We start from the raw sequence: 14,121 nt of genomic DNA on the forward strand, positions 1-14,121 counted from the left end.
GCCCCGGACGATCTTCGCCGGTGGCGCACCGGACCGCACCGAAGTACGACGAGGCCGGCAACCGGATGGGCCGCGACGACCGATCCCGGCCCCGGCGCGGTCCTGGCAGATCAAGGACACATCCCTCACATAGACGCATCTGCATGTTTAGCTCCGCGGGTTCCTATCTCGGGGGAGGTAAACACACATGTCCTCTGCGCGTGGTTTCGCGCGGGCCCGCCGGACAGCGGGATTCACCGCCTTTCTTCTGATCGCCACCCTGGCGCCACCGGCACATGTGCCGGCCCACGCCGCGCCGGGCGACGTACCGACCGTCACCGCTGGTCAGGGCCCGCAGCAACGGGGGATCCCGGCCGCCGCCGCCGAGCCGGGAGCCGTCGACGAGAATCGGCGCCCACCCGTCGTACCCCCCTTGGTGTCAGCCGGTGGGGCCGCCGAGCGGGTGGGAAGGTCCGATGTTGCCCGGGCCGCGGCCGCGGCGCCGGGCGAGACGTTCGTCAACGTGCTGCTGCGGCCCGGGTTCGTCGTCGGCGACACCTCGCTGGTGACGTATTTCGACGTCGAGGACCAGGGCTTCGATTCGTGGCGGGTCGATCTGTTCGACGCCGCATCGCAGACCCGGCAGGAGTCCGTCGTCCTGGGGCGCGACCAGCTCGGCAACGACGGCTGCGGGGAGCTGCGCGAGTACTGCAAGTCGCTCGGGGCGGCCGAGGGCTGGCAGCTGGACGCGGCGAGGAGCTACTTCGTCACGCTCACCGGTGTCTACCCCGACGGTGAGGTGCCGTCCGCGAAGTCGCCGGACGCGCAACCGCGTACCACCGTCGATCCGCCGGCGATCCCGGACCGGCAGGCGGCCGGGTGTGGGTGTTCCGCCGCGCTCGGCATGACCGACGCGAGCCAGGCGGTCCGCGCGATCGGGGTCAACACCGGCACCGGCGGGTTCACCCTCAGCGAGGCCGACCTCGCCATGCGGTCGTTCGGGATCCCGTTCTCGTCGGGCCGGGCGTACTCGTCGCTGAACACCGGACCGTCGGCGTTCGGCCCGGGCTGGGCGTGGATCTACGACATGAAGGTCACCGTCACCGGTGACGACGCGCTGGTCCGCGCCGAGGACGGCTCCGACACCCTGTTCAAGGCCGACGGCACCGGGTACGCCCGCCCGCCCGGGGTGCGGTCCATGCTGCGCCGCGCCGGGACCGGCTGGGAGCTCGTGACCCGCAACAACATCGTGTTCACCTTCGACGCTCAGGGCCGGCTGGTGTCGATCCTCAACCCGCGTCAGGTGGGGCTGCGGTTCGCGTACACCGCCACCGGCCTCACCGTCACCGACGCGTCCGGGCGCAGCGCGGTGGTCAAGCTGACCGCCGGCCTGATCGAATCGATCACGCTGCCGGACGGCCGCAGGACGCAGTACACCTACACCGGCGGGCTGCTCACCAAGGTGCGTGACGCGGCCGGGCAGGACTGGCAGTACCGGTACAACGCGGCCCGTCTGCTCACCCAGGCGATCGACCCGCGCAAGGTGGTGACCCTGACCAACGAGTACGCCCCGGACGGCCGCGTGTCACGCCAGCTCGACGCCCTCGGCGCGGTGACGACGTTCGCCTGGGACGCCGCCGAGCAGGAAGCGAAGACCACCGACGCGGACAACGTCGTGGTCTGGGACGGCTACAAGGGCAACGTGCTGCTGTACTCCCAGCGCGGCAACGGTGACACCAACAACCACCGCTACGACGGCACGCTCAACCGCAACCTCGTGGTCAACGGCAACCAGAACCAGCACGAGTCCCGGTACGACGCGGCGGGCAACCTGATCGAACAGTTCGCACCCGACCGCCGGTTCAGCGAGAAGACGCAGTACGACGCGCGCAACAACCCGGCCACCCACGTCGACGCCGACGGGCAGACGTGGAAGGACGAGTACAACGCGTTCGACGAACTGGTCAGGACCACCGACCCGGAGAACCATTCGATCACCCACACGTACGACGAGCGGGGCCTGCGCCTGACCACCACCGACCAGCGCGGCAAGGTGTCGCGGTGGGAGAACATCGCCGCCGGTGAGCCGAACGCCGGGCTCACCCGGGCGACCATCTCACCGGAGGGCCGCCGGGCCGAGTACGGCTACGACACGGTCGGCCGCCAGGTCACCGTCACCGATCCGCGCGGCACCGTCGCCGGGGCCCGGCGGGAGAGCTTCACCACCCGCACCACCTACGACAACCTCGACCGGGTACGCGCCGTGCAGGCACCGGGCAAGAAGAAGCCGGACACCAGCGAGTACGACGTGGCCGGCCGGCTCACGAGGACCACCACCCCCGGCGGGGTGTCCGTCTCCTACGCGTACTTCGACAACGGCCTGCCCAAGGCGACCTACGAGGCCCGCCGCACGCTGCTCTACACGTACACCGCCGCGGGGCGCCGGGCGAGCGCCGCGGTCGACATGAAACACGAGGCCGACCTGGTCACCAGCTGGGCGTACAACGCCAAGGGCCTGGTCGCGTCGGTAACCTCACCGCGCGGCAACGTGCCCGGGGCCACCAAGGCCGACTTCACCACCTCCTACTTCTACGACCACGACGACAACCTGATCCAGATGCGCCGGCCGTACCCCGGCGGTCAGGTCGCGGTGAAGGACTACCGGGTCGACGACCTGGACCGCAGCGTCGAGACGGTCGACGAGCTCGGCAAGGCGTCCACGAACGAGCGGGCCAACAGCGGCCTGGTCACCGGCGCCAAGGACAGCCTCGGCCGGACCACCACCATGGCGTACGACAAGGCCGGCCGCCAGACCGGCATCACCGACGCCGGCGGGGCCCAGAACCGCACCGAGTACGACGAGGCCGGCAACCGGATCAAACAGATCTCGGCGACCGGCGGGATCACCACGTACACGTACACCGACGACGGCCTGCTGTCCTCGGTGACCGAACCGCGGGGCAACGTCGCGGGCGCGGACAAGGAACGGTTCACCGCGCACTTCGAGTACGACCTCGTCGGCAACCAGGTGCGCAGCATCGACGCGCTGGACCATGTCACCACCGCCACGTACGACGCGCTGAACCGCACCGTGGCCAGCACCGACGCCAACGGGCACGTCACGCGGTACACGTACAACGACGACGACCAGACCCGCACCGTCACCGCGCCGAACGCCGAGTTCGACGCCGACGACCCCGAGGAGGAATCCACCCGCTACGAGTACGGCGACGACGGGTTGCTGACCTCGGTCACCGACCCCCGGGAGAACCGCACGACGGTGTACTACGACGAGGCCGGACGGCTGGTCCGCAGCACCGACCCGATCGACCGCAGCACGTACGCCAAGTACGACGCGGACAGCAACCGGATCCAGACGCTGACCCTCGACGAGGACGAGGAGATCGAGGACCTCAGCGCCAAGCAGCTCGCCGCACGGACCATCGTCGACGAGTACGACATCGTCAACCGCCTGGCCAGGCGGACCGAGGGCACCGGCGGACCGGTGTACACGTGGGCCTACGACGCCAAGGACCGGATGACCTCCTCCGGCGACCCGCTCGGCGTCCGTGAGCTGGCCTACGACGACGAGGACCAGATCACCGCGGTCACCCGCAAGGAGGCCGGCCGCCCGGACGAGACCTTCGGATACGGGTACGACGCGCGCGGCAACGTCACCAGCCGGCGGTACCCGGACGGCACCACCGTGTCCTACGGCTACGACGCGGCGAGCCGGATCACGTCGCTGACCGCGGCGGGCGCCACCTGGGGCTTCGGCTACGACGAGGCGGGCCGGCGGACCAGCACCACGCTGCCCGCGGCGACCGGGCTGAGCGAGCGCCGGGTGTACGACGACGCGGGCCGGCTGACCTCGATCGGCACCGACCGCACCGGTGCACCCGTGCCGGGCGTCCAGGACCCGGTCTCGAAGTACGACCTGACCCTCGACGCGGTCGGCAACCCGAACCGGGTGGTGACCACCCGCGGCGGTATCGCCGAGTCGGTCGCCTACAGCTTCGACGAGGCGGATCAGGTCACCTCGGCCTGCTACGGCGTGGCGTCCTGCACCGACAAGACGGTCAAGCCGGTCGGCCGGATCGACTACCGGTACGACCTGAACGGCAACCGCACGAAGCAGACCCGCACCGGGACCGCCGGCAACGACGAGACCGAGTACGAGTACGACGACGCCGACCAGCTCGTCGAGGAGGAGGTCGAGGGCGGCAACCACGAACGCGAGACCGAATACAAGTACGACGCCCGCGGCAACCAGATCAAGGCCGGTGGCGACAGGTTCGAGTACAACCTGGACAACACCCTCGCCAAGGCCACGCTGTCGTCCGGGCAGTCCACCACGTTCGGCTACGACGCCGGTGGCCTGCGCGTCGCGTCGACCTCGACGTCCGCTCAGCAGACCTCGACCCAGCGCTGGTCGTGGGACGTCGCCGGGACGCTGCCGCAGATCGCGATCGACACCGTCGAGCGGGGCGGCACGGTCGTCGAGAAGCGCGGCTTCACGTACGGGCCCGACGACGAGCCGCTGGCGTTGCTGGACCCGGCGAGCGGGGTGCACACGTACACCCACGACTGGTTGGGTGGCACCGCGAACATGCTGTCGCCTTCCGGCGCGCTGGAGAAGGGTTACGACTACGACCCGTACGGCAACCCGCGGGCCGGGCCCACCGTGGCCGGTCAGCAGCTGCCGGGCGACAGCGTCGAGAACCCGCTGCAGTTCACCGGCGCCTACCAGGACTCCACCTCGGGCGACGGCAACTACTTCATGCGGGCCCGCAACTACGACCCGGGCACCGGCCGCTTCGACAGCCGCGACGCGATGCCCACCGGGGCGGGAGCGACGTCGGCGTACACGTACGCGTCGAACAACCCGGTGGCGTACTCCGACCCGACCGGCATGGTCCCGGATGCCGGGCCGACCACCACGGCGGCCACGCCCGCGGCCGCGCAGGGCCCGTCGCCGGAGGATCTCGCCAAGGCCAACCAGCTGCAGTCCAAGAGCACGCTGGACGTGATCCTGGAGGCCGGCGGCCAGATCCTGATGGAGTTCCTCGGGATCAACGACATCATCAACTGCCTCAAGGGTGACCTGGTCGCCTGCGTCTCGATGATCGTCGGGGCGCTGCCCTGGGGCAAGATCTTCAAGGCCAAGAAGATCGCCGAGGCGATCTTCAAGGCCGGCAAGGCCGTGGTCACGTTCTTCCAGGAGCTGAAGTGGGCCCGGGCCATCATCAAGGGCGCCGAGGACGCGGCCAAGGCGGCGAAACAGGCCGCGGCGGCAGCGGCCAAGGCGGCAGCCGACAAAGCCGCGGCGGCGAAGGCCGCCGCGGACCGGGCGGCCAAGAAGGTGGCCGCGGAAGCGGCGGCGAAGGCCAAGGCCCTGGCCGCGAAAGCCAAGGCGAAGACCAAGAAGGACGCCGGGGACGGGTCGGCCTGCCCGCTGCCGCACAGCTTCGTCGCCGGCACGGCGGTCCTGATGGCCGACGGGACCAGCAAACCGATCGAGGAGGTCGAACCCGGCGACACCGTCAAGGCCGCCGACCCGAAGGCCGGCGAATCGGAGTCCGGCGAACCGGAGTCCGGCGACCCGAAGTCCGGCGACCCCGCCGACCGGCAGGTCACCCGCACCATCCGCACCGACGACGACGAACAGTTCGTCGACGTCACGGTCACCGGCACCGACGGCGAACAGCACACCGTCACCACCACCGAGCACCACCCGTTCTGGTCGGAGACCCGCAAGACCTGGGTGGACGCCGGTGACCTGCGCGCCGGTGAGCTCCTGCGCACCTCCGCGGGCACCTACGTGCAGATCTCCGCGGTCCGCTCCTACGAGCACGAGGAACGCACGTACGACCTGACGGTCGACGCGCTGCACTCGTACTACGTGCTCGCCGGCGAGGACTCGCTGCTCGTCCACAACTGCGGGGGCAGCGCGACCACCAACGGCCGGCCGCACTCGTCGAAGTGCGAGTGCGCGGACGGCGCCGACCCGCGGATCCCGAACAACCCGTGGGGCGGGCGGGGCAAACCGGCGACCCAGGCACAGCACGACGACCTGCGCGACGAGCTCATGGACGCCAACCCGGGATGGAAACACGTCGCCGGCGGCCGCGACCGCAACACCGGCGACGTCCTGCCCGAGGTGGTGGAACCCGGGGCCAACAACCGCCGGGCCGACCTGAAGTTCGAGATGGAGGACGGGTCACCGGTCTTCGTGCAGACGGTGACCACGTACAGGAACGGCGCGATGATCATGGAAGAGTTCGAGGCCGCCCACGACCTCAGTAAACTCGGGCTCGTGATCGCGGTGCCGAAGGTGGGCTGAGCCCCGCCGCGGCGGACAGGGGAGTGAGCGGGTGGCCGGATCGAGAACCAGGCAGATACAGCTCCTGCTCACCCCCGTCGACGAACAGCGCATCGCGGATCGCATCCGCGCCGAGTTCCCGGAAGCCGTCTTCCTGGACCAGCGCGGATGGTCCGAGCCTGCCGAGCCCCCGGTCCGCGCGTCAATCGTGGACTGCAGCTCGACGGCGGCGATCTGGGACCGGTCCGTCTGGCCGGAGCTCACCGGCGTGCGCCACCCCAACGGCACCGTCGACGGACCGACCATAGGGCCGGTCGTCCAGTGGCTGCGCAGCCTGGAACGCACCCCGGGCCGGCTGTCGACCGGCCGCTGGGCGGCGTCCTTCTCGGACCGGACGCCACCGGCGATGCGCACGTTCGTGAACCGGATCTGGCGGATCGCCGGGCAGGAGACCTCCAACGACATGCGCTGGACCGGCGACGACGACACCCCGGTCCGGGCGTACCACGTCGGCCACGACGCGCTCCGGGCCTGCCGGGCCGGCACCCTCACCCTGATCGGCGACCCCACCCTCATACCCCGCTGATCTCGTTGTTCCACATCCGCAGCACCGTGCACCGGCCCTCGTCGTCGAGCGTGCCGACCCACAGGTTGTCGAACGTGCCCAGCTCCCGGTAGGTGCCGATGCCCTTGACCGCGAACGTGTCACCGTTGATCGCGAGCAGCTCCCACGCGAAGGACCAGCCACCCTCCTGCCAGGCCGCCCGGGACTGCCACCCCCGCACGATCGCGTCCCGGCCGATCCAGGCGGTCTCGTACGGCCATTCGTACGATTCCGCACCGGGCGCGAAGATCGCGGCGATGTCCCCGGGCGCGGTGCTCCGCCACGCCGTGACGTACCCGGCGACCCAGTCCGACACCTGCTGCTCAGTAATGGTCATGCGGTGAGCCTGCCGCCCGGGCCGCGAACGGGGCAGGACGTGTCTTCCAGGGTGCGCGGCACCCCGGCATAACCTGGGAGACGTGCACAACAGTGCCGAGGTCAAGGCGTTCCTCAGTGCCCGGCGGGCCCGGATCAGCCCCGAGCAGGCCGGTCTGACGAGTTACCGCCGCAACCGGCGGGTGCCCGGGCTGCGGCGCGGTGAGGTGGCCGACCTGGCCGGGTCCGCCGGCGACGACGGCCTCCGGCTGCTCGCCGGCTGGGGTGGGCTGCCGGTACACGTTCCGGCGGCACCTTCCCCGCCGTCCTGAACCGCGGTTCGCTGGATGGCATGACGATGAAGAGCGCACACCTGGGCACCCTGGAAGTCTCCCGCATCGGCCTGGGCGCGATGACCATGGCCGGCGTCTACACCAGCGAGGGGAAACTCGACAACGACGAATCCATCCGTACGATCCATCGCGCCCTTGATCTCGGGGTGACCCACATCGACACCGCGGAGGTCTACGGCCCGTTCCTCAGTGAGGAGATCGTCGGGGAGGCGCTGCGGGGCCGCCGGGACCAGGTGCGGATCGCCACCAAGTTCGGCGTCGTCGGCGACAGTTCCGCCGCGGGGGTGAGGACGGCCGTCGAGGGGTCGCTCAAGCGGCTCGGCACCGATCACATCGACCTGTACTACCAGCACCGCGTGGACCGCAACACCCCGATCGAGGAGACCGCCGGTGCGGTCGCCGCGTTGATCGCGGAGGGCAAGGTGCTGCATTTCGGCCTGTCCGAGGCGTCGCCGGCGACCATCCGCCGGGCGCACGCAGTGCAGCCGGTCTCGGCCCTGCAGACCGAGTACTCGCTGTGGACGCGCGACGTGGAGGCGGAGATCCTGCCGCTGCTGCGCGAGCTCGGCATCGGCTTCGTGCCGTACTCCCCGCTCGGGCACGGCCTGCTGACCGGGCAGATCCGCACGGTCGACGACTTCGCCGACGACGACTGGCGCAAGACCAACCCGCGCTTCATCGGCGAGAATTTCCACCGCAACCTGGCCATCGTCGACGCGGTACGCGCGATCGGCGCGGAGATCGGTGCGACCCCCGCGCAGACCGCCCTCGCCTGGCTGCTCACCCGTGGTGACGACATCGCCCCGATTCCCGGCACGCGGCGGGTCTCCCGGGTCGAGGAGAACACCGCAGCGCACGCCGTGGAGCTGAGCGCGGATCAGCTGGCGCGGCTGGACGCGCTCGAGCCCGCCGCCGGGGACCGCCACGACGAGGTCAACATGGCCTCGATCGACCGCTGAGCCGTCGACCGCCGGCCCGGGTCAGGAGCACTGCCAGGTGTAGAGGCCGCCGTCACCGTTGAGGGGGGAGCCGAGCGCCAACCCGCCGTCGGACACGTCGATCGCCTCGCCCTGCGAGCCACCGGCCTCGGCCAGCTCGACGGTGACGTCGTCGCGCAGCACGGTGCCGCCGCCGGCGATCCAGCCCCTGGCGTTGACGGCGTGGGCCGGGGCGTGCACCGGGAGCTGGGTCATCCGGCCGGTGCGCAGGTTCCAGCGGGCGATCGTGCCGGAGTCCCACAGGTTGCCGGTGGCCCAGTCGCCGCGCGCGGCGTTGACGGAAGCGGCCTGACCGGCGGCCGCCCGCAGCTCGACGCCCCTGCCGTCCTGCTCCCAGGCGTACGAGGTGAGGTCCTGGGTGTTGCGACCGGTGGCGATGCTGCCCACGATGATGCCGTCGTCGGTGAAGCCGGCGATCCCGGCGCCGTCGGGCAGGGGGAGCTCGGTGGCCGTGGCCGAACCGGCCTTCCACAGGAAGACGGGACCGCTGGTGTCGTCCTCGGCGGCGGTGCCGGCGAGGATGTCACCGGTGGCGTTGATGAACGCGGAGCTGTAGGTCCACGGGCCGGCCGGGGCCTTGAGCTCGGTGGGCACGCCGTCGTCGTAGCGCAGGACGGTGTCCCAGTGCCGGCTGCCGCCCAGCGCGACCACGACGCCACCCTCGTTCACGTCACTGACCGTCACCGAGTCGGTGGGTTCGGGCAGGATCCGGGGCTGCCCGTCGGTCCACAGCACCGGCGTCGAGTCCGGGATCCCGTCGACCTTGCCCGCGGGGGTGCTGGGAGTGCCCGCGGCGTACTCGGACCGATTGCCGATGATGAACCGGCCGGTGGGGTCGATGGCGATGCCGTCGACCGCGTCCAGGCCCGCCGGCAGGGCGAGCTTCGTCGCGGGGCACACCAGCGTCGCCCGTTCCGGTGCACCCGCGCCGGCGGCGACCTCCACGGCGTCCGGGCCGGCGCGCAGGGCCGTCACGGCCGGGATCCCGGCCAGCAGAGCGGCGGCCAGGGCGGCACCGCAGCCGAGCTGCGCGGCACGCCGCCGGGCGACCCGGCGGCGGCCACCGGTGACCAGGTCGTCCACCCGCAGTCCGGTGCCGGGCACGTCGACCGCTGCGAACCGGTCCCGTACGTCGTTGTCGTTCATCGTCATCCCTGGCTCCTCGTCGTTTCGAGACTGACACCGAGCGCCTGACGGAGGGTGGCGAGACCCCGGGCACACTGGCTCTTCACGTTGCCGGCCGAACACCCGAGCGCGTTCGCCGTGTCCTCGACCGACAGGTCGTCGAAGTAGCGCAGCACCACCACGGCCCGCTGGCCTTTGGGCAGCGTGCGCAGCGCGGTGAGCAGCTCGTCGCGGACGACGACACCGTGGTCCGCAGCGGCCACCGTGCCGGCCGACGCGGTGGTGTCGCCGAGGCGCACCCGCGCCCACCGCCGCCGCCGCTCGTCGAGATACCGGCGCACGAGGATGCGGTGCACGTACCCGTCCATGTTGTCGGCCGCGACCACCCGTTTCCAGCTCACATAGAGCGTGGTCAGCGTGGCCTGGACGATGTCGTCCGCCCGGTGCGCGTCACCACAGAGCATGTACGCCGTACGGTGCAGGCGCGTCAACCGCCCGCTCACGTACTCGGTGTACTCCCGTTCCAGCTCGGGCCGCATCCCATTCCCTCCGTCAGCCGCTGTCTCCCCTATGTCGTGGCCCGCCGCGCGGAAGGTTGCATGAGCCGTGGCCACCGTCGGGGCGAGGTTCGCAGATGGCGGCAACTCGCCCCGGTCCGGCACGTCCCTGATTCGACACCCGAAGCGTCATGGTATCGATACCCTTCGTGGTGATGGCAGCTCCGGACGGCCGGTGGGGAGGCGTTGGTGACTGTCGCCGTCATCGTGCCAACCTCGTCACCGGCGCAGGGGATCTCATCCGCTACAGCGCCTTGTCGCCGGCCTGGCCTCTCGGGGCAGGCTTCAGGGGGATGCGTGGCGGACGCGTACGGGCCCTGGGGCGACTGGACCTTGCAACAGTTCATCGTCGAGGCCGACCGGCCGCCGCGGGTGGTGTGCGACGGATTCCGGACCGTACGGTCGATGGGCCCCACCGAGGTCCTCCCGGCCCCGCGCTGACGCACCGGGCCGGGAGACCTGCTCAGGCGCTCGTGCAGACCGTGCCGTTGAGGGTGAACACCGACGGGAAGACGTTCGGGCCGCTGTACGACCCGACGAAGCCGATGCTGGTGGACGCCCCGGCGGCGAGGCCGGTGTCACTGGTGGCGCGGACCGTGCGGCCCGTCTCGGTCCAGGTGGCGTTCCAGCCGCTGCCCAGGCTCTGCCAGGCGGTCGGCCAGGTGAACGCGAGTGTCCAGCCGCTGATCGGCCCGGCGGCGTTGTTCGTGATGTCGATCGAGCCGACGTAACCGTTGCCCCAGTCGTTGGTGTCGCGGAATGTCACCGTGCAGGCCGCCGTCGCGGGGCTGGTCGTGGTGAAGGTCAGCGGCGGCGAGGCCGCGGACAGCCGCCCGGCACCGTCACGGGTCAGGACGTTGACGGTGTAACGATGCCCCGGTTCCAGGTTGCGGACGGTGAGGGACGTGCCGGTGGTCTCGCCCAGCAGCGCGCTGACGCCACCGTTCTGGCGGTACACCTCGTACTTGACGCCGGCGGTGACGGCCGGCCAGGAGATCGTCGCGGTGCGGTCGGTCACGGTGGCGGTGGGCCGGCCCGGAGCCTGCGGTACGGACCCCGCGGCCCCGGACGGGTGCAGGGTGACCAGCGAGATCGAGTACGCCGGCAGCGTCTGCCCGCCCGCGGTGCCGGCCGGGGCGGTGCTCACGGATCCGGCGCCGTTGGTGAACGTGGCGACCGAAGGGGTGCCCGCGGCCGGGGTGAAGCCGTGGTAGTTCAGCGCCACGGTGTGCGCCGCGTCCGGGTCCTTGTTGATCAGCAGCACCGCGACGTCCCCATTCGGCCGGCGGACGGCGTGCGCGGTGACCAGGTCGTTGTCGGTGCCGGTGCCGACGAAGCGGTCACCGGGCCGCGCGAACGCACCCACCAGCGACAACGCGTGGTACGGGGCGAACGGCGTGTTCAGCGGTGGCTGGCACACCGTGTTGTCGGCGGTGCAGTTCCCGCTGGACAGCAGCCCGAAATCGTCGTAGTCGGTCTGCCCGGCCACCGTGGAGACCTCACCGAGACCGTTGTGGACGTTCCACCACTGCACGGTGAACACACCTTGGGCGAGCAGCCCGCTGTACACGTCGGCCAGGAACAGCGCGCCCGGCTGGGTGTTGCGCCCCACATCGACGTTGACCTCGGTCAGGCTGATGCCGATGTCGTTCGCGCCCGGGCCCGCGTACCGATCGATCTGTTGCCGTAGCAGGTAGGTGGCGTCCTGGATCTGGGCCGGCTTGGTCAGCGTCTCGGCGGGGGTGGCGCCGCCGGGATACCAGTGCACGTCGACGAAGTCGATGGCGGCACCGGCCAGCGTGAGCACCTCCTGGTTCCAGGTCCCGGTGTCGCCGGAGCCGACGATGCCGTCGGGCCAGTTCCCGGGCGTGGTCAGCACCGCGCCGATCTTGATGCTGGGATCGACCGCCTTCATGGCCCGCGAGTACGCGACGACCGTGGCCGCGTACTCCCGCGGGCTCTTGTCGGCATGCTCGTCGGCTTCCCACGCGGTGCCGTAGTGGCCGTTGCCGTAGTTCTCGTTGCCGATGGTCCAGTACGTGGCGTCGTAACCCTTGGTGACGTTGGCGTACCGGACCCAGTCGGCGGCCTCCTGGGCGGTGCCGGTGCCGTAGTTGGCGATGATCATCGGCTCGGCCCCGGTGCGCCGGGCGCCGGCCATGAACGTGTCGAAGTCGGTGTCCGGGGCCACGTAACCACCGGGCGCGGTGTGGTCGCGCCAGTGGTAGATGTCGGCGTAGGACCCTCCGGGATACCGCAGCATCCGTACGCCGGCGTCGTGCAGCAGGTCGGCGACGGCGGGGGTGCCGAGCTGGGAGTCCCAGATGGCGTGGTTGACGCCGATGGCGGTGTCACCGACGGTGGCGAGCCCGGCCCGCACGTCGACATCGACGCGGGTGTCCGGGGCGGCGGCCTGGGCGGGGGTGGGGGCGGGCAGGACGGCGACCGCGGCGAGCAGGACGGTGCTCGCCAGGGTGCGCCGCAGGAGCGATCTCTGCATAGGGTTCTCCGGGGGAGAAGGATGTTGGGAGCGCTCCCATCCTCAGTCCTGGCAGAGACGCATGTCAATGAGCAGGCTTCCGTGGCCGGCCGGGTCTTTCACGACCCGGCCGGCGCGGGCAAACTCAGACGACCGTGGCGCAGATCGCGTACGCCGTCACCGATCCCCCGAGGCCGCCCTGGTTGGTGGCGGTCCAGGTGGTCTGCGACGAAGGATAGTTCCCGGCGAGCTGGCCGCCGCTGGTGACGGTGCCACCGCCACCGATGACCTTCTTGCCCGCCGGACAGGTGGCGACGGAGCTGCTGCTGCCGGCGGTACCCGTCACGAGCGCGTACCCACTCACCCCGTCGGCGCCGGCCGGCCCCTGGGCGCCGGTGGCACCCTGCGGGCCTGCCGCTCCGGTCGGCCCCTGCGCTCCGGTCGCGCCTTGCGGGCCGGTCGCGCCTTGCGGGCCGGTCGCGCCGGCCGGTCCTTGGGTGCCGGTCGCGCCGGTGGCACCCTGCGGGCCGGTGGCGCCGGCTGATCCTTGGGCACCTGTCGCGCCTTGCGGGCCGGTTGCCCCGGCCGGTCCTTGGGTGCCGGTCGCGCCCTGCGGGCCGGTTGTCCCGGCCGGGCCCTGCGCGCCGGTCGTGCCCTGGGCACCCGTTGCGCCGGTGGAACCCTGCGCGCCGGTTGCGCCTTGGGCGCCTGTTGCCCCGGTCGCGCCTTGGGCGCCGGTTGCGCCGGTCGTGCCCTGGGCGCCGGTTGCGCCTTGGGGGCCTGTGGTGCCGGTGGCGCCCTGGGGGCCGGTTGCACCCTGCGCGCCGTCTGCTCCGGCCGTACCCTGGGGGCCGGTCGGGCCCTGCGCGCCTGCTGCGCCGGTCGCACCCTGGGGGCCCGTCTCGCCGGTGTCACCCTTGGCGCCGGTGTCTCCGGGCAGGCCCTGCTGGCCCTGCGGTCCCATCGGCCCCTGTGGACCGACCGCACCCTGCGCGCCGACCAGGCCGGCCAGGAACTCGGTCACGGTGCCGTCGGCGTTGCCGTCCAGCGAGCGCCAGATGTCGAAGGCCGAGTCGCCCTGCCGGCCGGTCGCACCCTGGGCGCCGACCAGTGACGCCAGGAAGTCGTCGAGGGTTCCGGTGTTCGTGTCGCTCCAGATGTCGTACGCGGACCTGCCGTCGAAACCGCGCGGGCCGACCAGCGAGCCGAGGAACTCGTCCACCGTGCCGGCATGGCCGTTCGCCAGCCACAGCTGGTAGGCCGAGAACCCGTCGGCACCCCGCTCACCGATCAGGGAGGCGAGGAAGTCACCGACCGTGCCGCTGTTCCCCTCCTGCAGCCACAACGCGAATGCCGACAGCCCGGCCTCCCCGCTGGCACCCGTCGCCC

The 14,121-nt window shown here is 71.3% G+C and carries 10 protein-coding genes; 5 read left to right on the forward strand and 5 right to left on the reverse strand.

Going from position 1 to position 14,121, the window contains the following annotated elements; genetic code table 11:
* The first annotated feature begins 187 nt into the window (after positions 1 to 187).
* Together ACIA6A_RS07620 and ACIA6A_RS07625 are read left to right on the forward strand one after the other, a co-directional pair.
* A complete protein-coding gene (locus ACIA6A_RS07620; RefSeq protein WP_396096647.1) occupies positions 188 to 6,322 on the forward strand; it encodes an RHS repeat-associated core domain-containing protein in 6,135 nt (2,044 codons plus the stop codon).
* A gap of 31 nt (positions 6,323 to 6,353) precedes the next feature.
* Complete coding sequence (locus ACIA6A_RS07625; RefSeq protein ID WP_396096648.1) at positions 6,354 to 6,887, forward strand: hypothetical protein; 534 nt, start codon at positions 6,354 to 6,356, stop codon at positions 6,885 to 6,887.
* Here the strand turns inward: ACIA6A_RS07625 and ACIA6A_RS07630 are convergent.
* On the reverse strand, positions 6,874 to 7,242 hold the full coding sequence (locus tag ACIA6A_RS07630; RefSeq protein WP_396096649.1) for a nuclear transport factor 2 family protein: 369 nt from the start codon (positions 7,240 to 7,242) through the stop codon (positions 6,874 to 6,876). The two genes, ACIA6A_RS07625 and ACIA6A_RS07630, sit on opposite strands and share 14 nt — an antisense overlap.
* An 82-nt stretch (positions 7,243 to 7,324) precedes the next feature.
* On the opposite strand from ACIA6A_RS07630, the gene ACIA6A_RS07635 reads away from it, so the two are divergent.
* The gene (locus ACIA6A_RS07635) at positions 7,325 to 7,552 is read left to right on the forward strand and encodes a hypothetical protein (protein WP_396096650.1); all 228 of its coding nucleotides are present in this window, start codon (positions 7,325 to 7,327) and stop codon (positions 7,550 to 7,552) included.
* Positions 7,553 to 7,578: 26 nt separating this feature from the next.
* The gene (locus ACIA6A_RS07640; protein WP_396097608.1) at positions 7,579 to 8,532 is read left to right on the forward strand and encodes an aldo/keto reductase; all 954 of its coding nucleotides are present in this window, start codon (positions 7,579 to 7,581) and stop codon (positions 8,530 to 8,532) included.
* A 21-nt stretch (positions 8,533 to 8,553) separates the two neighbouring features.
* Here ACIA6A_RS07640 and ACIA6A_RS07645 read toward each other — a convergent pair whose 3' ends face one another.
* Both ACIA6A_RS07645 and ACIA6A_RS07650 read right to left on the reverse strand, forming a co-directional pair.
* Positions 8,554 to 9,723: a hypothetical protein gene (locus ACIA6A_RS07645; RefSeq protein WP_396096651.1), complete on the reverse strand. Its 1,170-nt coding sequence runs from the start codon at positions 9,721 to 9,723 to the stop codon at positions 8,554 to 8,556.
* Positions 9,720 to 10,235 (reverse strand): SigE family RNA polymerase sigma factor, encoded by a 516-nt coding sequence (locus tag ACIA6A_RS07650; RefSeq protein WP_396096652.1) that lies wholly within the window; start codon positions 10,233 to 10,235, stop codon positions 9,720 to 9,722. Before ACIA6A_RS07650 ends, ACIA6A_RS07645 begins: the two co-directional genes overlap by 4 nt.
* Positions 10,236 to 10,550: 315 nt before the next feature.
* Here ACIA6A_RS07650 and ACIA6A_RS07655 point away from each other — a divergent pair, with 315 nt between their 5' ends.
* Positions 10,551 to 10,694 (forward strand): hypothetical protein, encoded by a 144-nt coding sequence (locus ACIA6A_RS07655; RefSeq protein ID WP_396096653.1) that lies wholly within the window; start codon positions 10,551 to 10,553, stop codon positions 10,692 to 10,694.
* A gap of 22 nt (positions 10,695 to 10,716) precedes the next feature.
* Here the strand turns inward: ACIA6A_RS07655 and ACIA6A_RS07660 are convergent, their stop codons facing one another.
* Positions 10,717 to 12,753 (reverse strand): cellulose binding domain-containing protein, encoded by a 2,037-nt coding sequence (locus tag ACIA6A_RS07660; RefSeq protein WP_396096654.1) that lies wholly within the window; start codon positions 12,751 to 12,753, stop codon positions 10,717 to 10,719.
* A 124-nt stretch (positions 12,754 to 12,877) separates the two neighbouring features.
* On the reverse strand, positions 12,878 to 14,077 hold the full coding sequence (locus ACIA6A_RS07665) for a hypothetical protein (RefSeq protein WP_396096655.1): 1,200 nt from the start codon (positions 14,075 to 14,077) through the stop codon (positions 12,878 to 12,880).
* Positions 14,078 to 14,121: the final 44 nt, after the last annotated feature.

Source organism: Actinoplanes sp. NPDC051494, assembly GCF_044454705.1.
Classification (GTDB): domain Bacteria; phylum Actinomycetota; class Actinomycetes; order Mycobacteriales; family Micromonosporaceae; genus Actinoplanes.